This is a genomic window from Micromonospora sp. NPDC051227 (assembly GCF_044455385.1).
Classification (GTDB): Bacteria; Actinomycetota; Actinomycetes; order Mycobacteriales; family Micromonosporaceae; genus Micromonospora.
Genome location: NZ_JBITET010000018.1, coordinates 1 through 20811, shown reverse-complemented (window position 1 = coordinate 20811; position 20811 = coordinate 1). Strand labels below are relative to the sequence as shown.

At 71.2% G+C, this 20811-nt stretch carries 15 protein-coding genes; 5 read left to right on the top strand and 10 right to left on the bottom strand.

Annotated features, from left to right (window positions below; genetic code table 11):
• Nucleotides 1-34: 34 nt before the first annotated feature.
• The 3 genes from ACIA47_RS29630 to ACIA47_RS29620 all read right to left on the bottom strand — a co-directional run bounded on the left by ACIA47_RS29630 (nucleotide 35) and on the right by ACIA47_RS29620 (nucleotide 4235).
• On the bottom strand, nucleotides 35-1522 hold the full coding sequence (locus ACIA47_RS29630; protein WP_396711595.1) for a hypothetical protein: 1488 nt from the start codon (nucleotides 1520-1522) through the stop codon (nucleotides 35-37).
• Between the two features lie 10 nt (nucleotides 1523-1532).
• Nucleotides 1533-1973: a hypothetical protein gene (locus ACIA47_RS29625; RefSeq protein WP_396711594.1), complete on the bottom strand. Its 441-nt coding sequence runs from the start codon at nucleotides 1971-1973 to the stop codon at nucleotides 1533-1535.
• Between the two features lie 261 nt (nucleotides 1974-2234).
• A complete protein-coding gene (locus ACIA47_RS29620; RefSeq protein WP_396711593.1) occupies nucleotides 2235-4235 on the bottom strand; it encodes a TIGR03960 family B12-binding radical SAM protein in 2001 nt (666 codons plus the stop codon).
• A 107-nt stretch (nucleotides 4236-4342) separates the two neighbouring features.
• Between ACIA47_RS29620 and ACIA47_RS29615 the strand changes: the two genes are divergently transcribed.
• The gene (locus tag ACIA47_RS29615) at nucleotides 4343-5683 is read left to right on the top strand and encodes a hypothetical protein (protein WP_396711592.1); all 1341 of its coding nucleotides are present in this window, start codon (nucleotides 4343-4345) and stop codon (nucleotides 5681-5683) included.
• Between the two features lie 189 nt (nucleotides 5684-5872).
• Here ACIA47_RS29615 and ACIA47_RS29610 read toward each other — a convergent pair whose 3' ends face one another.
• From ACIA47_RS29610 to ACIA47_RS29600, 3 genes are all read right to left on the bottom strand, one after another.
• Complete coding sequence (locus ACIA47_RS29610) at nucleotides 5873-6562, bottom strand: 1-acyl-sn-glycerol-3-phosphate acyltransferase (RefSeq protein ID WP_238690205.1); 690 nt, start codon at nucleotides 6560-6562, stop codon at nucleotides 5873-5875.
• A gap of 105 nt (nucleotides 6563-6667) precedes the next feature.
• Complete coding sequence (ileS, locus tag ACIA47_RS29605) at nucleotides 6668-9814, bottom strand: isoleucine--tRNA ligase (protein ID WP_396711591.1); 3147 nt, start codon at nucleotides 9812-9814, stop codon at nucleotides 6668-6670.
• Nucleotides 9815-10224: 410 nt separating this feature from the next.
• Nucleotides 10225-11775, bottom strand: a complete 1551-nt coding sequence (locus tag ACIA47_RS29600) for an alkaline phosphatase D family protein (protein ID WP_396711590.1) — start codon at nucleotides 11773-11775, stop codon at nucleotides 10225-10227.
• A gap of 226 nt (nucleotides 11776-12001) precedes the next feature.
• Between ACIA47_RS29600 and ACIA47_RS29595 the strand changes: the two genes are divergently transcribed.
• The gene (locus tag ACIA47_RS29595; protein WP_208646735.1) at nucleotides 12002-12433 is read left to right on the top strand and encodes a carboxymuconolactone decarboxylase family protein; all 432 of its coding nucleotides are present in this window, start codon (nucleotides 12002-12004) and stop codon (nucleotides 12431-12433) included.
• The gene (gene sigJ / locus ACIA47_RS29590; RefSeq protein ID WP_396711588.1) at nucleotides 12430-13308 is read left to right on the top strand and encodes an RNA polymerase sigma factor SigJ; all 879 of its coding nucleotides are present in this window, start codon (nucleotides 12430-12432) and stop codon (nucleotides 13306-13308) included. The genes ACIA47_RS29595 and sigJ overlap by 4 nt, the downstream gene beginning before the upstream one ends.
• A gap of 37 nt (nucleotides 13309-13345) precedes the next feature.
• Here sigJ and ndk read toward each other — a convergent pair whose 3' ends face one another.
• Nucleotides 13346-13771: a nucleoside-diphosphate kinase gene (gene ndk, locus ACIA47_RS29585; RefSeq protein ID WP_091409968.1), complete on the bottom strand. Its 426-nt coding sequence runs from the start codon at nucleotides 13769-13771 to the stop codon at nucleotides 13346-13348.
• A 141-nt stretch (nucleotides 13772-13912) separates the two neighbouring features.
• Between ndk and ACIA47_RS29580 the strand changes: the two genes are divergently transcribed.
• Nucleotides 13913-15388: a VOC family protein gene (locus ACIA47_RS29580; protein WP_396711587.1), complete on the top strand. Its 1476-nt coding sequence runs from the start codon at nucleotides 13913-13915 to the stop codon at nucleotides 15386-15388.
• Between the two features lie 38 nt (nucleotides 15389-15426).
• Here the strand turns inward: ACIA47_RS29580 and ACIA47_RS29575 are convergent, their stop codons facing one another.
• Genes ACIA47_RS29575 through ACIA47_RS29565 form a run of 3 tightly spaced genes read right to left on the bottom strand, consistent with a single transcriptional unit; the run spans nucleotide 15427 to nucleotide 19807 of the window.
• Nucleotides 15427-15861, bottom strand: a complete 435-nt coding sequence (locus tag ACIA47_RS29575; protein WP_396711585.1) for a DUF4233 domain-containing protein — start codon at nucleotides 15859-15861, stop codon at nucleotides 15427-15429.
• On the bottom strand, nucleotides 15858-17192 hold the full coding sequence (locus ACIA47_RS29570; protein ID WP_396711584.1) for a bifunctional folylpolyglutamate synthase/dihydrofolate synthase: 1335 nt from the start codon (nucleotides 17190-17192) through the stop codon (nucleotides 15858-15860). The genes ACIA47_RS29575 and ACIA47_RS29570 overlap by 4 nt, the downstream gene beginning before the upstream one ends.
• Entirely contained in the window at nucleotides 17189-19807 is a 2619-nt protein-coding gene (locus ACIA47_RS29565; RefSeq protein WP_396711583.1) for a valine--tRNA ligase, read from the bottom strand. Before ACIA47_RS29565 ends, ACIA47_RS29570 begins: the two co-directional genes overlap by 4 nt.
• 69 nt (nucleotides 19808-19876) lie before the next feature.
• Here ACIA47_RS29565 and ACIA47_RS29560 point away from each other — a divergent pair, with 69 nt between their 5' ends.
• Entirely contained in the window at nucleotides 19877-20563 is a 687-nt protein-coding gene (locus ACIA47_RS29560; protein ID WP_396711582.1) for a hypothetical protein, read from the top strand.
• Nucleotides 20564-20811 lie beyond the last annotated feature (248 nt).

The following is a 20811-nucleotide window of genomic DNA, read 5'->3' as shown; positions in this document are numbered from 1 at the left end:
GAGGCTTCCGACGTTCACCCTCATCCGTCCATCCTCATCGAAGGACACCCGGGGACGCCCCGTCACCAGGGCCCCACGGATCGTCATCCTCAGTCAACCACGACGAATGCTCGGAGCCAGTGCTGCCACCCTGCCCGGCGCCACCCGCGCCGCCCATCATGCCGCCGCCCATCATTCCGGCACCGCCGACGCCGGCACCACGCGCGCCGCCCGCCATCCCGGCGCCGCCGGCGGCCTGGGCCGTGCGCAACGCGTTCGCCGCGCTCGTCATCGGCGGCAGTTTTCCGTTGCCGCCACCCACCATGCCGGGGATGCCGCCCACGCCGATCCCGGCACCGCCACCCAGGCCACCGCCGGCACCGCCGCCGATCCCGCCGGCCGAGCCGACGCCAGCGCCGCCTCCGAAACCACCGCCGGCGCCACCGAGACCGGCGCTGCCGACCCCGCCGCCGCCGATGCCGCCGCCCAGGCCGCCGACCCCGCCCGGGGTGGCGCCAGCCAGACCGCTGCTGTAGCCAGCGTCGCCGTCCGCGTAGCCCGGCAAGCTGGAGCCCGTCGACGGGGGTGTGAGCTGGCCCGTGCCGCCGGTGGGCGAGCCATCGCCGAGCCCACCGGGCTTGGTCGGGGAGAACGGGTCGACGGTGGACGTCGGACCGCCCGTGTCACCGATGCCCGGCGGCCTGCTGCCGATCGTGGGGCCGCCACCACCGATGTCGGGCTTCCCGCCGATTTCGCCACCACTGATGTCGGGCCGCCCCGACGGCGGGACCCGGGGGTCGCGACGGAGGTCATCCTCTTCGAATCCACCGTCCGGCCTGTTCACGGTGAGCTTCGGACGCTCGGTGTAGACCGCCTGGGGCAGCGGCGCCATCGCGGTGTTCGCCGCGTTCTGATTGTCCCGGTACCAGTTGTCCAGGTGGGCCTGGGTGTCCCACCAGCCGCCCCGCTTCTGGTCACCAGCCTGACCGTCGACCTTCATTGTCGCTTCCAGGTCGTCGGCCTTGTCACGGAACGCGCCGTCGGCGTACGAGCCGGGGTTGTTCTGGTAGTCCTTGCGCAGCGCGGCGAGGAACCCCGACGAGCTCTCGCCGTCGCGGGCATCGTCGAGCTCGGTGCCGTTGGGCAGGCTCCACTCGTTGAAGCCGAAGTCGTCCATCAGCGGGATCGGGATCGTGGAGACCGACTTGCGGATGTCGCCCTCGATCCGCGTCAACGCGCCACTGACGTTTGTCGCGTCGGTGATCAGATCCTCGATCTGCTTGCCTATCTTGCCCAGGTGCTCGCGGTACGCGTCACCACCGCCGCCCTTCCAACCGGCGAGCATCCCGGGCAGACCGCCGACGTGCGGGCGTTCCTGGCCCGTCGCGATCGGGCCGACGAACGAGCGACCGACGAGCGCGTCCCGCAGTTGTTGCAGGCCGCTGGAGAGGTTGCTCCAGCCCGCTCCGACCGATCCGACCGTATCCGGGTCCGCGGAGAGCGTCACCTCACGGACGCACCGCTCCCAGGTTCCTCCAGCCATGACGTCCCCCTCAGGCCGTGTAAGGGTAGGTGGGTGCACCGCTGGCAGTGGGCGGCGGCGCCGCCGACTCCAGGAGCCGCTCGATCTCCTTGCCGTTGGCGCCGTTGCGCGCCTCGGTGTCGCGGAACGCCTTGGCGATCTCCTCGGTGCCTTCCTTGAGCGCGGCGAGCTTCTGGGAGAGGGTGGTGAGGTGCGCTTCCATGTTCACCGTTGACGCCTCCAGGGCCCGCCACTGCATGCGGGCGTCCTCGTACGCGCCGAAGGGGGTGCCGTTAGGGACGGTCTGGGCGTTGTTGCTGTCGCCCTTCATCCGCTCCTTGATGCGTTCCATCTCGTACTTGATGGTGTCGTCGATGTACTGCCTGAGCCGCTCGACGTACGTGGCGGCGGCGTCCAGGTCCTCGACGCTGACGTGCAGATCGCCGATGCTCGGCGGCGGGATGCTACCCATGCGATTCCTCCCCCGTCCCCGACCCGCCGGGTCGGTCCATGTCAGACGCAGCGTATCGAGTCTGACCTAGTCGAGGCAGCCCCAGCCACCAGCACGTGGTACAGATGGCGGCCGATCTCGCGGAAGGTCCGGTGCGGGCCACCGCGCGGGCCGGGTCCGAACAACGCCAACGGGCCCGCGAGACGCGGACCCGTTGGGCGACATGTCGGATGTGGAGGGTGGTGGGTCACCGCCAGCCAGCGCTGCCCGAAGGCAGCGCGGTCAGGGGTGCGAGTGCGAGTGGCCCGACGGGACCTTCATGCCGTTGCCGCCCAGCGGGGTGAGCGGCAGAAGCTTCTTGCCGGTGGGGCCGATCTGGATCTCGGTGTCCATCGATGGGCAGACGCCGCAGTCGAAGCAGGGCGTCCACCGGCAGTCGTCCTGCTCGAACTCGCTGAACGAGTCCTGCCAGTCCTGCCAGAGCCAGTCCTTGTCGAGGCCCGAGTCGAGGTGGTCCCAGGGCAGGACCTCCAGCTCGTCGCGCTGACGGGTGGTGTACCAGTCGAGGTCCACCCCGAACGCGGGCAGCGTCTCGGCCGCCGCGTCCACCCAGCGCTGGTACGAGAAGTGCTCGCTCCACCCGTCGAACCGGCCGCCGTTCTCCCAGACCTTGCGGATGACCGAGCCGACCCGGCGGTCACCCCTGGAGAGCAGCCCTTCGATGAGCGACGGCTCACCGTCGTGGTAGCGGAAGCCGATGGCCCGGCCCAGCGATCGGTCCGCGTTGATGGCCTGCTTGAGGATCTTGAGCCGGTGGTCGATGACCTCCGGACGGTCCATCGCGGCCCACTGGAACGGGGTGTGCGGCTTCGGCACGAACCCGCCGATGGAGACCGTGCAGCGGATGTCCTTGGAGCCGGTCGCGGCCCGGCCGGCCCTGATCACCTCGTGGGCCATCTCGGCGATCTCGAGGACGTCCTCGTCGGTCTCGGTGGGCAGGCCGCACATGAAGTAGAGCTTCACCTGCCGCCACCCGTTGGTGTACGCGGTGACGACCGTACGGATCAGGTCTTCCTTCGACACCATCTTGTTGATGACCTTGCGGATCCGCTCCGACCCGCCCTCCGGGGCGAAGGTCAGGCCGGTACGCCGCCCGTTGCGGGACAACTCCTGTGCGAGGTCGATGTTGAAGGCGTCCACCCGGGTCGAGGGCAGCGACAGCGAGACGTTCGTGCCCTCGTACTGCTGGGCGAGGCCCGAGCACATGTCGCCGATCTCGGAGTGGTCCGCCGATGAGAGCGACAGCAGGCCGACCTCGGAGAAGCCGGAGAACTCCAGGCCCTCGCGGACCATCTGCGCGACGGTGGTGATCGACCGTTCGCGTACCGGGCGGGTGATCATCCCGGCCTGGCAGAACCGGCAACCCCGGGTGCAGCCCCGGAAGATTTCCACCGCGTACCGCTCGTGCACCGTCTCGGCCAGCGGAACGAGGGGCTTCTTCGGGTACGGCCAGGCGTCCAGGTCCATCGTCGTGCGCTTGTGCACCCGGAACGGCACGTCCGCCCGGTTCGGTACGACCCGCTGGATTCGGCCGTCCGGCAGGTAGTCGACGTCGTAGAAGCGCGGCACGTAGACGCTCTCGGTGCGGGCCAGCCGCAGCAGCAGCTCGTCGCGGCCGCCCGGCGAGCCCTCGGCCTTCCACTCCCGGACGATCGCGGTGATCTCCAGGACCGCCTCCTCGCCGTCGCCGAGCACCGCGGCGTCGATGAAGTCGGCAATCGGCTCCGGGTTGAACGCGGCGTGCCCGCCGGCCACGATCACCGGGTCGGCGTCGGTGCGGTCGGCGGCCAGCATCGGGATGCCGGCCAGGTCGATCGCGGTGAGCATGTTGGTGTAGCCCAGCTCGGTGGAGAAGGAGATGCCGAACACGTCGAACCCGCGCACCGCCCGGTGCGCGTCGACGGTGAACTGCGGCACGCCGTGCGTGCGCATCAGCGTCTCCAGGTCCGGCCAGACCGCGTAAGTCCGCTCGGCGAGGGTGTCGGGCAGCTCGTTGAGCACCTCGTAGAGGATCTGCACGCCCTGGTTGGGCAGGCCCACCTCGTAGGCGTCGGGATACATCAGCGCCCAACGCACGGTGGCCGCGTCCCAGTCCTTCGTCACCGCACCCAACTCGCCCCCGACGTACTGGATGGGCTTGGAGATCTGGGGTAGCAGCGGCTCGAGCTGGGACCACATGGAGTTGGTCGCGGCCGCGCGCGGCGTCGTGGACGGGGCACTCATGATGCCCAAGGGTACGCGTTCGTCCGGCGCCGATCGCGCGCACGCCCGATCGGCGGTGGTGGCGGCACGGTACTAACCTCGGTTCGGCGCGAGAGGAGATTGCCGCGATGCCGGAGCCCCAGCCGGGAGCACGGCCGGCCGACGGGAGCACCCCGGGCGCGGAGCCGGAGCGGGACCGGGCGGTCGCCGACGAGCCGACCTCCCCACCCGTACCCTCGGACCAGCCAGATCCCCCGGACCAGCCGGAACCCCCGGACCAGCCGGAACCCCCGGACCAGCCGGAACCGCCGGACCACCCGGAACCCCCGGACCACCCGGAGCCCACGGGCCAGCCAGAACTTCCGGACCAGCCGGAGCCTGCCGCGACCGCGGAGGTCCCGGCGCCCAGGTGGAGCGGTTCGGCCCCGGTACCACCGCCGCTGCCCCGCCGACCCGCCTGGGGTGAGTCGGCCGAGCCGACCCCTCCCCCGCCGGTGGCCGCCGGGCCGCCGGAGCACCAGACACCGGTCGACCCGTGGGCCGGCGTCGACACCGGCGGCTGGGACCTGCCCTCCGCCGAACTGCCCCCGCTGCCGCCCACGCTGTCGTATCCGACGCCGCCGGACACCCGGCAGTGGTCCGGGCCGCCCGCTCCTCCGGCCGCATCGCGGGACACCCGGCAGTGGTCCGGGCCGCCCGCTTCCCCGGCCGGCCCGCGCCCGGTGCCGCCGCCGGCCGCCCCGGGCGCGCCGCGGGTCATCGGACCCATGGTGCCGGCCCGACCGATGTCGCCACCCGCACCACCCGCGCCGCCGAAGGTGCCGAAGCAGCGCCGGGGCCGGCGATCCGCCGCGCCACCACCATCGCCGCCGCCGGGCTGGCAGGCCCCCAAGGGGTACGTGCCGGTACCGGTCCGCCGACGACGCCGCTGGCCGTGGCTGCTGCTGCTCACCCTGGCCTGCTGCTGTGGCTGCCCCGCCTACTACGGGTTCCCGATCTCGGCCCAGTACCCGGCGCGCGCGGCCCTGCCCGTCCAGGTGGACGACCTCAGCCTGCGACAGGACAGCCGCAGCACCGAGACCGCCAAGAAGTTGGAGGGCGAGGTACGCAAGGAGCACTGGCTCGCCGAGGACACGTTCGCCGCCGTCTACGCCACGACGAGCGGCAAGCGGGTGACGGTCTTCGGCGGCACCGGCTTCCGGCTGAGCCCGGAGGCGGACGCGGAGGCCGAGATCAGCCGCCTCACCGACCGGTACGCCCTGGATGCCCCGGAGAGCGTGGACACCGGTGTGCGGGGCAGGCACGAACGGTGCGCGGTGGGTAGCGCCGACGGCAGTGCCGTGGTGGTCTGCACGTCGGTCGACCACGGCAGCATCGCCACCGGTGTGTTCACGCGACTCTCCGTCGCCGACAGTGCCGAACTGCTGGGCACCCTGCGCGCCCAGATCGTCCAACCCGAGCGGGGCTGAGCCGCACCCCGGCCGGCTGGGGCGCGGTGCTCCGCACCCGGACGCCCGGCCCGCGCACCGGCGGCAGCAGTCGTGACGCAGCGTCACGCCGCGCCGCGGCCACAACGCAAAAGGCGGTATACCTCCCGGCCCGGCAGGCCAAGGGCCGGGCCGGGCAACTGACTGAGGGGCAGGGTGAGCCCGGCGGGGTCAGGCGTCGCGGGTCGGATCCGGGTGGGCGCGCGGCGGGGCGTAGCGGGGCACGTACTCCTGGCCGGTGAGCTTCTGGATCTCACTCATCAGCTCGTCGGTCATCTGCCGCAGCGAGGTGCGGTCGTCCGGTCGGCCGGTGAAGTCCAGCGGCTTGCCGAATCTAACCGTGATTTTGGCAGTGCCCGGCCGGGGCACGCGGGCACCGATCGGCTGCGCCTTGTCCGTGCCGATCATGCCGACCGGGATGATCGGCACGCCGGCCGAGATCGCCAGCCGGGCCGCGCCGGTCCGCCCCCGGTAGAGCTTGCCGTCCGGTGAGCGGGTGCCCTCCGGGTAAACCACCACCAGGTCACCGCCCTTGAGCGCCGGGATCGCCGCGTCGAACGCGGACAGCGCCGCCCGGCCACCGGCCCGCTCGACCGGGATCGCACCCAGGCCGGTGAGGACGAACTTGGAGATCGCACCCTTCACGCCGGCGCCCTTGAAATATTCCGACTTGGCCCAGAACGCCAGGTGCCGGGGCACGACCGTGCCGAGGAACAACTCGTCGGCAACCGAGAGGTGGTTGCCGGCGAAGACCGCGCCACCGATCTCCGGCACGTGTTCCAGCCCCTCCACGGTCGGGCGGAACGCCAACCGCAGCGTGGGCGCCACGGTGAGCTTGCCGATGGTGTAGAGCAGGGGCACTGGTCCTCCGGCAGATCAGGTGCGAACAGGCGGTGTCACGGTAGCGGACGCCTCCACACCTTCCGGACGGAGGTGGTGAGGCGCCCGCACCCTGGCGATGGTCCGTCATACCCGGCGGACGACCACCGTTACCCGCTCACCATCGCCGACCTCGCCAGCGAAGCCCTCCAGGCCCTCGGCGAAGTCCACCGAGTCGGCCAGCACCTCCGCGGAGACGAAGTCGACGTACGCGGACACCGCCGCGCGTACCTCGTCGGACGCCGACACCGACACCACGATCCGGTCCGAGACGTCCAGGTCGGCGTCCCGGCGGGCCTGCTGCACCACCCGCACCACGTCGCGGGCCAGCCCCTCGGCGGCCAACTCCGCTGTGACATCGGTGTCCAGCACCACCACGCCCTCGCCGCCGGGCAGCGGCGCGGACTGCTCGGCGTCGGCGGCGACCAGGCGCAACTCGTACTCACCCTCGGCGAGGGTGACGCCGGCGGCCACCGGGGCACCGTCGACCAGCTCCCACTCGCCCGCCTTGACCGCCTTGATCACCTGCTGCACCTGCTTGCCGACCCGCGGGCCGAGCGCCCGGGGCACCACCGTCAACACCTGCTCGCAGTACGCGGACAGCTCCGCGCTGAACTCCACAGTCTTCACGTTGACCTCGTCGGCGACCAGGTCGGCGAACGGCCGCAGCTGCTCTGCGGCCGGCGAGGCCACTGTCAACTTCGACAGCGGCAGCCGCACCCGCAGCCCCTTGGCCTTCCGTAGCGACAGCGCCGCCGAGGCGACCGCCCGCACGTTGTCCATCGCGGCGACCAGGTCGTGGTCGGCCGGGAACTCGCTCGCCTCCGGCCAGTCGGTCAGGTGCACCGAACGCTCCCCGGTCAGGCCACGCCAGATCTCCTCAGCGGTCAGCGGCGCCAGCGGCGCCACCACCCGGCAGAGGGTCTCCAGGACCGTCGACAGGGTGTCGAAGGCGTTGGCGTCACCGGACCAGAATCGGTCGCGGGACCGGCGCACGTACCAGTTGGTCAGCGCGTCCAGGTAGGACCGGACGGTGGCGCAGGCACCGGAGATGTCGTAAGCGTCCATCTGCGCGCCGACCGTGGAAACCAGCTCGTTCGTCTTCGCCAGCACGTACCGGTCGAGCAGGTGGGTGGAGTCGGTGCGCCGCCGCGCCTGATACCCGTCGGCGTTGGCGTAGAGCGTGAAGAAATACCACACGTTCCACAGCGGCAGCAGCACCTGCCGGACGGCGTCGCGGATGCCCGCTTCGGTGACCGCCATGTCCCCACCGCGCAGCACCGGCGAGGACATCAGCATCCAGCGCATCGCGTCCGAGCCGTACGCGTCGAAGACGTGGTAGACGTCCGGGTAGTTGCGCAGGCTCTTGGACATCTTGCGCCCGTCCGAGCCGAGCAGGATGCCGTGGCTCAGGCAGTTGCGGAACGCCGGCCGGTCGAACAGCGCGGTGGCCAGCACGTGCATGGTGTAGAACCAACCGCGGGTCTGCCCGATGTACTCGACGATGAAGTCACCCGGGTAGTGGTGCTCGAACCAGTCGGCGTTCTCGAACGGGTAGTGCACCTGGGCGAACGGCATCGACCCGGACTCGAACCAGCAGTCCAGCACCTCCGGCACCCGACGCATCATCGACTGCCCGGTCGGGTCGTCCGGGTTGGGGCGGACCAGGTCGTCCACCGCCGGCCGGTGCAGGTCGGTCAGGCGTACGCCGAAGTCCCGCTCGATGTCGGCCAGCGAACCGTAGACGTCCAGGCGCGGATAGTTCGGGTCGTCGGACTTCCACGCCGGGATCGGCGAGCCCCAGAACCGGTTCCGGCTGATCGACCAGTCCCGGGCGTTGGCCAGCCACTTGCCGAACGAGCCGTCCTTGATGTGGCCGGGCGTCCAGTTGATCTCCTGGTTCAGCTCGACCATCCGGTCCCGGAACTGCGTCACCGCGACGAACCACGAGGACACCGCCTTGTAGACCAGCGGGGTGTCGCAACGCCAGCAGTGCGGGTACGAGTGGGTGTAGGTGTCCTGCTTGAGCACCACCCCCCGGTCCTTCAGCTCCCGGATCACCGGCTTGTTGACGTCGAAGACCTGCTCACCCTGGTACGGCGGGACCAGCGCGGTGAACCGGGTGTGGTCGTCAACGGTGACGATGGTGGGGATGCCGGCGGCGTTGCAGACGTTCTGGTCGTCCTCACCGAAGGCCGGGGCCAGGTGCACGATCCCGGTGCCGTCCTCGGTGGTGACGAACTCCGCGCCGAGCACCTGGTAGGCGTTCTCCCCGGCCTGCTCGACGAGGAAGTCGAACAGCGGCGTGTAGCGGCGTCCGGCCAGGTCCCGGCCGTACACCGTGCCGACCTGCTCGTAGCCCTCCAGCTCCTTGGCGTACGCGGCCAGCCGCGCCGCCCCCACCAGGTAGCGGTCGCCGTCGCGTTCGAGCACCGCGTACTCGATGTCGGGCCCGACGGCGAGCGCCAGGTTCGACGGCAGGGTCCACGGCGTGGTGGTCCAGACGCCCAGCTTCACCGGCCCGCGCACCAGCTCCGGCGCGGACTCGTCGGCGGTCAGCTCGAACCACACCGACAGGGTGGGGTCGTGCCGGTCCCGGTAGACGTCGTCCATCCGGGTCTCGGTGTTCGACAGCGGCGTCTCACAGCGCCAGCAGTACGCCAGCACCCGGAAGCCCTCGTAGATCAGACCCTTGTCGTGCAGGGTCTTGAAGGCCCACATGACGCTTTCCATGTAGTCCAGGTCGAGGGTCTTGTAGTCGTTGGTGAAGTCGACCCAGCGGGCCTGCCGGTTGATGTACCGCTCCCAGTCCTGGGTGAACTCCAGCACCGAGGTGCGGCAGGCCTCGTTGAACCGGTCCACGCCCAGGTCGATGATTTCCGCCTTGCTGGTGATGCCGAGCTGCTTCTCGGCCACCACCTCGGCGGGCAGGCCGTGGCAGTCCCAGCCGAAGCGCCGCTCCACGTGCCGCCCGCGCATGGTCTGGTAGCGCGGCACCACGTCCTTGACGTAGCCGGTGAAGAGGTGACCGTAGTGCGGCAGGCCGTTGGCGAACGGCGGGCCGTCGTAGAAGACGTACTCGTTCTTGCCGTCCGTGCCGGCGGGGCGGGCCTCGATGCTGGCCTCGAAGGTCTTGTCGGCCGTCCAGTGCTCCAGCACCCGGCGCTCGACCGCGGGCAGGTCCGGGCTCGCCGGGACACCGGCGGCGGTCGGGTCGTGCAACGGATAGGCCATCGGGGGTCGCTCTCCTCGTGCAGTCACTCAACGTGGGACTGCGAGGACGAACCTTCCGGGGTACGCCTCAAACGGCGCTCCCGGGTGGCCCGCGGTACCACCCCGCTTGGCGGTCAGGATCGACCGCCCGCTCATTGTCGGCTGTGACGGGCCGCACCCGTCCGGTTCTACTGGGCCGGTTGCCCGGCTGTTCTTCCGGAGGCTCACCGGTGATGGCCGGGTCATCGCCTTACGGTGCTCAACGATACTCGACGCGCCCACCGCCGCGCCTCCGAGTAGCGGCGAACCGGAGCAGCGGCGGGTGACCCGCCCGACCAGCCTCGACGACCCCCGCTGATCATGAGGTTGACGGGACGGCAGCTCGTCGATCCGCCCGCCAACCTCATGATCAACCCGGGGAGGGGTGGGGGTCAGGGGGCCGGGAGGGTGGTGCTCCACAACGAGGCACCGTCGCGGTCGCGCAGGTGGACCGTCAGGGCCTCGGACTCACCGTCGATGGTGACCTCACCGAAGTGCTGGAAGCCTCCCGCCGGGCCTGTGTTGGCCACCGGCGACGCGTGCACGAAGGCCGCCTGCGGCCCGAACGTGCCGTCCAGCGCGTTCGGGCCGAACGCGCCGGCGTGCGCCGGGCCGGAGACGAACTCCCAGAACGGGGTGAAGTCGCCGACCGCCGCGCGGGACGGGTCGTAGTGGTGCGCGGCGGAGTAGTGCACGTCGGCGGTCAGGAAGACCATGCCGGTCACCCCGGCCCGATGGGTGGCCCGCAACACCTCGGCGAACTCCAACTCCCGGCCCGCCGGCGCACCCGGGTCGCCCTGCGCGACACCCTCCTGCGCGCCCGGACCGTCCGGCACCACCACCCCGATCGGCAGGTCGTTGGCGATCACCTTCCAGGTCGCCGTGGAGCGCTTCAGCTCCCGGATCAGCCACTCCCGCTGCTGCCGGCCGAGCAGCCCACGCTTCGGGTCGGCGTACGTGTTGCCGTCGTTCGGGTCCTTGTGGGTGCGCATGTCGAGCACGAACACGTCCAGCGACGACCCGTACGACAGCCGCCGGTACATCGGCCCGTCGACCGGCACCGGTAGCCACTCGTTGAACGCCTGGCGGGCCCGGGCGGCGAGCACGTCGACCCGCCGCTCGGTGTAGCGCGGGTCGTCCAGGATCTCGCCCGGGTACCAGTTGTTCAGGACCTCGTGGTCGTCCCACTGGTTGATCTGCGGCACCGCCGCGGCGAACTCCCGCAGGTGCTCGTCGAGCAGGTTGTACGCGAACTGCCCACGGTACTCGGTCAGAGTCTCGGCGACCTTGCTCTTCTCCGGGGTGACCAGGTTGCGCCAGATCCGCCCGTCGGGCAGTTTCACCGACTCGACCAGCGGGCCGTCGGCGTACACCGTGTCGCCGCTGCACAGGAAGAAGTCCGGCCGGGTCTGCCGCATCGCCCGGAAGATCGACATACCGCCGAAGTTCGGGTCGATCCCCCAGCCCTGCCCGACCACGTCGCCGGTCCAGACGAACTTCACGTCGCGTCGCCGGTGCCGCCCCGGCGCGGTGGTCAGCGTCCCGGTCAGCGGCTCGCTGACCACCCCGTGCCGATCCAGGCTCTCCACCCGCACCCGGTAGTGCAGCCGCTCGGCGTCCGGCAGGCCCCGCAGCCGGACCTTTCCGGTGAAGTCGCCGTTCGGGCCGAGCACCGGGCCGCGCAGCTTACGCGCCCCCCGGAAGTCCGGCCGACGGCTCACCTCGACCAGCATCCGGCCCGGTCGGTCGGCCCGCGTCCAGACCAGTGCCGAGTCCGCGGTCACGTCACCGCTCTGCACGCCGTGGGTGAGCACCGGGCGCGCCGCCGGGCGCCAGGCCGGGGCGGCGTTCGCGCCGGCACCGCCCAGCAGGGCGCCGCCGGCAGCTCCGGCACCGACCACCAGGCCGGTCCGCAGCAGGGTACGTCGATCAAGCTCGGTCATGCTTCCTCCCGATCATGGGTTGACCCCGTGGGTCTATCGGGCGGAGGTGACCGTGAGCGGCGGCCCGGGTGACGCGAACGCGAACGCCGGTCGTCGGTCGGTCGGCGTGCCGCCCACCCGGGCCACCTCGGCGGCATGAGCGAGATCACAGCCGGTGTTGTCACGACCCGGCCCGGCCCACCCGTCGTACCGGCGTCGGACCGATCAGGAGGTAGTCGTGCAACGGATGAACCCGGCCGAGGTCGCACCGCAGGCGTACAAGGCCGTCATGGGGTTGGAGAAGTACGTCCAGACGAACGTCGACCGGACCGTGCTGGAACTGGTGAAGCTGCGGGCGTCGATGATCAACGGGTGCGCGTACTGCGTGGACATGCACAGCCGGGACGCGCTCGCCGGCGGCGAGTCGAGCCAGCGGCTGTTCGCGGTCGCCACCTGGCGGGAGGCGCCCTTCTTCGACGAGCGGGAGCGGGCCGCGCTGGCCCTCACCGACGCGGTCACCCGGCTCGGCGAGCACGGGGTGCCGGACGAGGTGTGGAATGACGCCGCGAAGGTCTGGTCGGAGAAGGAACTGGCCGACCTCGTCATCGCGATTGCCACAATCAACGTGTGGAATCGGATCGGGGTGACGATGCGGCTGGAGCCTCCGGCCCAGGCGTGACCACCGAGGCGGCAGCGGAGGCGGCCGGTGCGCTCGAGGCGCACCGGCCGATGCTGCTTGGGCTCGCGTACCGCCTGCTCGGCAGCCGGCACGACGCGGAGGACGTGCTCCAGGAGGCGTACCTGCGCTGGCTGGGTGTGGACCGGGCCCGGGTCGAGGAGCCGCGCCGGTACCTGTCCAGGGTGGTCACCCGGTTGGCCCTGGACCGGCTGCGCGCCCGGCAGGCGGCCCGCGAGACGTACGTCGGGACATGGCTGCCCGAGCCGGTGCCGACCGTGCCCTCGCCGTTCGGGCCGTTGGACCGGGTGGAGCTACGCGACTCGCTCTCCACCGCGTTGCTGCACGTCCTGGAGCGGCTCACCCCGCCGGAGCGGGCGGTGTACGTCCTGCACACGGCCTTCGACCTGCCGTACGCGGAGATCGCCGAGATCCTGGACCGGTCCGTCGCCGACTGTCGGCAGCTGTACCACCGGGCGACCGCGCGGGTACGGCAGGAGCAGCGTCGGTTCACCGCCAGCCGCCCGGAGCGGGAGCGGCTGCTGGACGCGTTCCTCGCCGCCGCCCGCGACGGTGACCTGGCGAGGCTCACCGACCTGGTGGCCGCCGACGCCACCGCGTGGAACGACGGCGGCGGTCGGGTGCGGGCCGCCCTCAACCCGGTCACCGGCGCGGACCGGATAGCCCGGTTCTACGCCGGGGTCTACGGCCCGCGTCACCGAGTGGTGATGGATCCGGTCGAGCTCAACGGGGAGCCGGCGATGCTGATCACCCGCGCGGACGGCAGTCGGTACACGCTGACCATCGCCGCGGCCGACGGACGGATCACCGGGATCTACGTGGTCGGCAACCCGGCGAAGGTGCCGGTGGTCGGCTGAACCCGGGCGTCGTCGGTCGGCCCCGGGCCGGTAAGCGTCAGCCCAGCTCGGGGAACCAGAGCGCGATCTCGCGCTTGGCGCTGTCCGTCGAGTCGGAGGCGTGCACCAGGTTCTCCCGGTTGGACAGCGACAGGTCACCCCGGATGGTGCCGGCGGCGGCCTTGCGTCCGTCGGTGGCGCCGACCAGCCCGCGGACCACGTCGATGACCTGGTCGCCGGAGAGCACCAGGGCGACCAGCGGGCCGCCGGTCATGAAGTCCTTCAGCGGCGGGTAGAACGCCTTGTCGACGTGCTCGGCGTAGTGCTCGTCGGCGAGCGCGGCATCCATCGTCCGGTGCACCATCGCGTCGATCCGCAGCCCCTTGCGCTCGAAGCGGGAGAGGACCTCGCCGACCAGGCCGCGGCGAACCGCGTCGGGCTTGATCAGAACGAGGCTGCGCTCATCCGGGCTGTTGCTGGACACGCTGGGTTCCTCCTGTACGCGCAGAACGCTTGGGATCGGTACGGTCAGCCTAGCGACCCGGTCCCGGCGCCGGCGCGGCGGCCGGTCTTTCCCCCGGTGGCCGATCCGGCCTAGCCTGGTCCTGACCCCGGGAGGTCCACTGTGGCGAATGGCGGGAACCGACCCATCGCGCCGGTACGCAAGCTGATCGGCGCGGTGCTGGGCACCGTGGCCACGTTCGTCGTCCTGTTCGGGCTCGGCATGACGAGTTGGGCCATCGTGGCTCTCGGGGTCGCCCTGCTGGTGCTGGCGATCGCGCTGGCGACCGTACGCGGCGGCGGTCGCACGTGGGTCGTCGGCGTCGGGCACGTGCACAGCGCCTCCGAACCACCCACCCAGTACGCGTTCGGCCGCTGCGAACTGCAACTGGTGATTGACGCCCCTGGTCTGCCGCCGCGGTCCAAGAAGATCATTGAGCCGAGGGTGCCGGTCTCCAAGTGGCCGTCGCTGGGCCAGACCCTGCCGATCCGGGTCGCGTTGGACGACCAGCGGCACGTCAAGGTCCTCTGGGACGAGGTGCCGACCCATGCCGAGACCGCCGCTGCCGTCGCCGATCTTCCGCCGGAGTTCGCCGACGCGGAGGCGATGGACGAGCTGTTGATCCAGCAGGACGCGCCGCCGTGGGCCGATCGCGCACCCGACGACGAGTTCCGCGACGACTTCCGGGACCCGGTCGGTGACCCGTTCCGCGACCCGCTCGGTGACCCGCTGCGCACCGACCCTTCGCGCGACGACCTCCGGCACGACGACCCGGGCGTCGTGCCCGAGGAGCGCGAGCCCGTGGTGATGCACCAGAGCCCGGGTGGCCCGGTGGTGTTGGAGGGCGTCGTCGTCGAGCCGCAGGCCGGTGGGCTGCCCCGACGGGCGACCACTCCGGCACCGCGCCCGCCCGCCGAGGAGCGCTTCGACGAGCCCGCCGCCGACCGGTTCGACGCTTCGGAGGAGGGCGGCACGACCGCCCCACCCGCCGAGGACCCCGTCGACCCGCCCAGCGCGCAGCGCTTCGAGCAGCCCAGCGCGCAGCGCTTCGACCCGCCGCCCGCGCAGCGGTCCGGCCCGGGCGCGGCCGACCCGCTGGACCCACTCGATCTTCCGCTGGACGATCCCTCCCCGGCCGGGGCCGCACCCGCGACCGTGACCGACGAGGAACTGGACCAGGCGATCTTCGGGTTCGACGCCGGCTCGGCCGCGGACCCGGCCGCGCCGATCAGCGGCGTGGGCCTCACCCTGCTGGTCACCGACCTGCCCCGGTCGCTCGGTTTCTACCGCGACGTGCTCGGCTTCAGCGAGGTCGACCAGGGTGCCCACAACGCCGTCCTGGCCTCCGGAACGACCCGGATCGTCCTGCGCGAGGTGACCGGGGCGGCGCCCATCAGCCGCCGACTCGTGCACGTCAACCTTGAGGTGAGCGACATCGAGGCGGCGTACGAGCGGTTGCGCGAGTCGGGCGTCCGCTTCACGTACGCGCCCCGGGTGGTCAACCGGGGCACGAAGCTGGAGGGGTGGGCGGCGGCCTTTCGCGACCCGGATGGCCACGGCGTCGCGCTGACCCAGTGGCGCGAACGCGCCGACGCCTGACCCGGCCCGCCTTCGGACGGCGCCGGCCGGGCCCGGCGTCAGCCGAGAATGACGCGGCGAACGTGCAACGCGTACGCCCATACCAGGGCGAAGATGATGCCCAGCCCGAGCAGCGACCAGTGCAGCAGACCGCCCAGCAACAGCAGGCCCTGGAGCACGGTGCCGGCGTTCCAGGCCCACTGGCGACGCATCATGCCGGCGAGCACCACGGCGGCCACCGCCAGTGCCACCACCGCACCGATCGCGGCGCCGCCGAGATCACCGCCGACCACCCGGATCGGCTGGATCGCCAGCAACAGCACCAGCGCCTCCAGGCTGAGGGTGCCAGCACCGAGACCGCGTACCGCCCGCTCCGGGTTGCGCAACCCGGAGCGTCGCGGCTGCCCGGTCGTGGGCTCCTCCCCCACCGGCTGCTCGACCGGCGGGCCGGTCGGGTCCTCGGTGGGGTGCGGGTCCCGCTCCGGGCTGGTCATCGCTTCAGCAGCCGGCGCGCGTCGGCGACCGTCACCACGGATCCCGTGACCAGCACTCCGACCCCGCTCAGCTCACCCGGGACGTCCTCCTCGGCCAACGCCACCGCCAACTCGATGGCGTCCGGCATCTCCTCGGCCGAGTCCACCCGCTCATCGCCGAAGATCTCGGCGGCCAGCGCGGCGAGTTCCTCCGTCGGCATCGCCCGTGGCGAGCTGTTGCGGGTGACCACCACCTGATCAACCACCGGCTCCAGCAGCTCCAGCAACGCTTCAGCGTCCTTGTCGGCCAGTACGCCGATCACGGCCACCAGCTTGCTGAACGCGAACTCCTCCTGGAGCGCGGTGACGGTGGCCTTCATGCCGTGCGGGTTGTGCGCACCGTCCAGCAGGATGGTCGGGGCGTTACGGACCCGCTCCAGCCGGCCCGGGGAGGTGGTCGAGGCGAAGCCCTCCCGGACCGCCTCGATGTCCAGTTGACGTCGAGCCCCCGCACCCAGGAACGCCTCCACGGCGGCGAGCGCCACCGCCGCGTTCTGCGCCTGGTGGGCACCGTGCAGCGGGATGAACACGTCGTCGTACACACCACCCAGTCCCTGGAGGGTGAGTACCTGACCGCCGACCGCGACCGCCCGACCCAGCACGCCGAACTCGCCGCCCTCCCGGGCGATGGTGGCCCCGACCTCGGCGCAGCGTTCGAGAAGGGGGCCAGCAGCCTCCTCCTCCTGGGCCGCCGAGATCACGGTGGCACCCGGGTGGATGATGCCGGATTTGGCCAGCGCGATGTCCTGGAGCGTGTCACCGAGCCACTCGGTGTGGTCCAGCCCGATCGGGGTGATCACACAGACCCCGGCCTGGAGAACGTTTGTCGCGTCCTCGGCCCCGCCGAGGCCGACCTCCACCACCGCGATGTCGACCGGCGCGTCGGCGAAGGTGGCGAACGCCAGCGCGGTGGTCATGTCGAAGTACGTCAGCGGCTCGTCCGACCGCGCGTCGACCAGCTCGGCCAGCGGTTTGATCTCCCGGTACACCGACGCGAACCGTTCCTCGCTGACCGGCTCCCCGTCCAGGCTGATCCGCTCCCGGACGGTCTCCAGGTGCGGGCTGGTGTACCGCCCGGTGTGCAGCCCGTGCGCCCGCAACAGCGAGTCGATCATCCGCGCGGTGGAGGTCTTGCCGTTGGTGCCGGTCAGGTGGATCGCCGGGTACGCCCGCTGAGGGCTGCCGAGCAGGTCGAGCAGTGACTCGATCCGGTCCAGCTCGAAGACCATGCGGGTGAAACCGCGGGCGTTCAGCTCGGCTTCGACGGCGGCGAATTCGTTACGGTCGGTCACGAGGGCAGTGTCTCCAGAGCAGCGTCGATCCGGACCAGGTCGGCCTCGGCGGTGGCGAGCCGGTCGCGGATCTTCGCGACCACCGGCTCGGGGGCCTTGCCGATGAAGGCAGGGTTGTCGAGCTTCGCCCGGGCCTGCGCGACCTCCTTCTCGGCTGCCGCGCGGTCCTTCGTCAGCCGGGCCCGCTCGGCGGCCACGTCGATCGACCCCCGGGTGTCCAACGCGACACCGACCGCGCCGGGCATGGCCAACGTGGCGCTGGCCTGGAAGTCGTCACCGGCCGGATCCAACCGGACCAGCGAACGGATCAGCGGTTCGTGGGCAGCGATACCCGCGCCGGACAGCCCGTCCAGGCGGGCAGCCACCCGCTGCGTGGGGCGCAGCCCCTGGTCGGAACGGAACCGGCGGATCTCGGTGACCACCCGCTGCACGCCGACCAGCTCGACCTCGGCGGCGTCGTCGACCAGCGACCGGTCGGCCACCGGCCAGGCCGCGGCCTGCACCGTCTCGCCGCCGGTCAGCGCGAGCCACAGCTCCTCGGTGACGAACGGGATGACCGGGTGCAGCAGCCGCAGCAGCTGGTCGAGCACGTGCCCGAGCACCCGGCGGCTGGCCTCCGCGCGCTCACCGCCCTCGGCGAGCACCGGCTTGCTCAGCTCGACGTACCAGTCACAGACGTCGTCCCAGGCAAAGTGGTACAGCAGGTCGCACACCTTGGCGAACTCGTACGCCTCGAACTGCTCGTCGACCTCGGCGGTGACGTGCGCCAACCGGGACAGGATCCACCGGTCGACGGTGGAGAGCTGCTCGGTGGGGGGCAGGTCGCCCGTGGTGTGCGCGCCGTTCATCAGGGCGAACCGGGTGGCGTTCCAGAGCTTGTTGCAGAAGTTGCGGGAGCCCTGGCACCACTCCTCGCTGACCGGGACGTCCTGGCCGGGGTTCGCGCCCCGCGCCAGGGTGAACCGGGTGGCGTCGGCGCCGTACCGGTCGATCCAGTCCAGCGGGTCGACCACGTTGCCGAACGATTTCGACATCTTCTTGCCGAACTGGTCGCGGACCATGCCGTGCAGCGCGACCACGTCGAAGGGCGGCCGGCCGTCCATCGCGTAGAGGCCGAACATCATCATCCGGGCGACCCAGAAGAACAGGATGTCGTACCCGGTGACCAGCACGCTGGTCGGGTAGAACTTCGCCAGGTCCGGAGTCTGCTCGGGCCAGCCCAGGGTGGAGAACGGCCACAGGCCGCTGGAGAACCAGGTGTCCAGGACGTCCTCGTCCTGGTGCCAGCCCTCGCCGGTCGGCGGCGCCTCGTCGGGGCCGACGCAGACGATCTCACCCGCCGGGCCGTACCAGACCGGGATGCGGTGCCCCCACCACAGCTGGCGGGAGATGCACCAGTCGTGCATGTTGTCGACCCAGGCGAAGTAGCGCTTGGCCAGCTCGGCCGGCTCGATGCGGACCCGGCCGTCGCGCACCGCGTCACCCGCGGCCTGGGCCAGCGGGGCGGTGTTGACGAACCACTGCAGCGACAGCCGCGGCTCGACGGTGGTCTTGCACCGCGAGCAGTGCCCGACCGCGTGCACGTACGGGCGCTTCTCGGCGACGATCCGGCCCTGCTCCCGCAGCGCCGCCACGATCGCCGGTCGCGCCTCGAACCGGTCCAATCCCTCGAACGGGCCGGGCACGGTGATCACACCGCGCTCGTCCATGACCGTCAGCGCGGGCAGGTCGTGCCGCTGGCCGATCTCGAAGTCGTTCGGGTCGTGCGCCGGCGTCACCTTGACCATGCCGGTGCCGAAGGACGGGTCGACGTGCGCGTCGGCGACGATCGGGATCCGGCGGCCGGTCAACGGCAGCTCGACCTCGGTGCCGATCAGGTGCTGGTAGCGCTCGTCGTCGGGGTGCACCGCCACGGCGGTGTCGCCGAGCATCGTCTCGGCCCGGGTGGTGGCCACCACGACCTCGTCGCTGTAGCGGATCGAGATCAGCTCGCCGTCGTCGTCGGTGTGCTCGACCTCGATGTCGGAGAGCGCCGTGAGGCAGCGCGGACACCAGTTGATGATCCGGTTGGCCCGGTAGATCAGGCCGTCGTCGAAGAGCTTCTTGAAGATCGTTTGGACGGCTCGGGTCAGCCCCGCGTCCATGGTGAAGCGCTCGCGGTCCCAGTCGACGGAGTCGCCGAGGCGGCGCATCTGGCCGAGGATGGCGCCACCGGACTCGGCCTTCCACTGCCAGACCCGCTCGACGAACTTCTCCCGGCCGAGATCGTGTCGGGACAGCCCCTCGGCGGCGAGCTGGCGCTCGACCAGGTTCTGGGTGGCGATGCCGGCGTGGTCCATGCCCGGCAGCCACAGCGCCTCGAAGCCCTGCATCCGCTTACGCCGGGTCAACGCGTCCATCAGCGTGTGCTCGAACGCGTGGCCCATGTGCAGCGAGCCGGTGACGTTCGGCGGCGGGATGACGATGGTGAAGGGGGGCTTGTCGCTGTCGGCGGAGGCCCGGAAGTGCCCGCCGGCTACCCACTGCTCGTACCGTCGCTGCTCTACCTCACCGGGCTGGTACTGGCCGGCAAGCGTCGGGGCGTCGGGGCGTCGGGCATCCAGTCTCTCGGTCACCGGACAAGTCTACGGAGGGCTTCCGCAGACCCGACGTGCGCCACCTGCCGTTCGCGTACGGTGTCGGCTATGTCCGACGCACATCTCACCGAGCGGTCGCGCGACGGCGGCCGCGAGCCGGTCGAGCTGACCGAAGAGCCGATCCAGCTGAGCACCCGGGACTCCGGAGGCGACCCCGACGAGCGGCCCAGCGGCTGGTCACGCCGCCGCAAGATCGGTTGGACGGTCGCACTGGTGGTTGGTCTCGCCGGTGCCGGCGTGCTTGGTGTCGGTGGGTGGCGCGTGGCCCAGCAGAAGGACACCCAACTGGCGTCACCCGATCGGGTGGCAGGTCTGACCCGCGACGACAGCGAGCGGGCGAAGAGCACTGCCGACTATCTGCGCAGCGGCCTGGCGGCGAACATCGAACTGGACCGCAGCTTCGGCACGGTCTACCGCGACCCGGCCGACGACAAGCGCTCGGTGCTCATCTTCGGGGGCACCACACTGCTCTGGCAGCCGGAACGGGACCTGGACAGCCTCTTCCGCCTGATGTCGGACGAGACCGGTGCGGTGAACGGTCTGCGGGAGCTGCCCGCGGGTGATCTCGGCGGGGTGCTGAAGTGTGGCAGCACCAGCGGCGAGGGCGGGGACTTCGCGGTGTGCGGCTGGGCCGACCACGGCAGCGTGGTGATGGCGATGTTCCCGGGCCGGTCGGTCAGCGACGCCGGCGGCCTGCTGCGCAACCTCCGCGACGGCATGCAGACCCGAGACTGACCGGCACCGCCGATCCGTAGACGACAAGATCGCGCAGCATCCTCGGTGTAGTGATGTCCGCACGTCGTGAGGCCACTACATCTTGGTTCGAGCGTGACCGGCGGCTTCAAGGCTCAACCAGGGCAGGGAAACGCAGAAAAGGCCACCCCAATTGGGGTGGCCTTTTCTGGAAGATTGTCCGGCGGCGTCCTACTCTCCCACACCCTCACGAGTGCAGTACCATCGGCGCTGGAGGGCTTAGCTTCCGG

Coding starts and splice junctions, on each gene's coding strand:
- ileS (WP_396711591.1), bottom strand. CDS start 9,814: ATGGCCTATCCGTTGCACGACCCGACCGCCGCCGGTGTCCCGGCGAGC.
- ACIA47_RS29625 (WP_396711594.1), bottom strand. CDS start 1,973: ATGGGTAGCATCCCGCCGCCGAGCATCGGCGATCTGCACGTCAGCGTC.
- ACIA47_RS29620 (WP_396711593.1), bottom strand. CDS start 4,235: ATGAGTGCCCCGTCCACGACGCCGCGCGCGGCCGCGACCAACTCCATG.
- ACIA47_RS29630 (WP_396711595.1), bottom strand. CDS start 1,522: ATGGCTGGAGGAACCTGGGAGCGGTGCGTCCGTGAGGTGACGCTCTCC.
- ACIA47_RS29600 (WP_396711590.1), bottom strand. CDS start 11,775: ATGACCGAGCTTGATCGACGTACCCTGCTGCGGACCGGCCTGGTGGTC.
- ACIA47_RS29560 (WP_396711582.1), top strand. CDS start 19,877: ATGTCCGACGCACATCTCACCGAGCGGTCGCGCGACGGCGGCCGCGAG.
- ACIA47_RS29615 (WP_396711592.1), top strand. CDS start 4,343: ATGCCGGAGCCCCAGCCGGGAGCACGGCCGGCCGACGGGAGCACCCCG.
- ACIA47_RS29575 (WP_396711585.1), bottom strand. CDS start 15,861: ATGACCAGCCCGGAGCGGGACCCGCACCCCACCGAGGACCCGACCGGC.
- ACIA47_RS29595 (WP_208646735.1), top strand. CDS start 12,002: ATGAACCCGGCCGAGGTCGCACCGCAGGCGTACAAGGCCGTCATGGGG.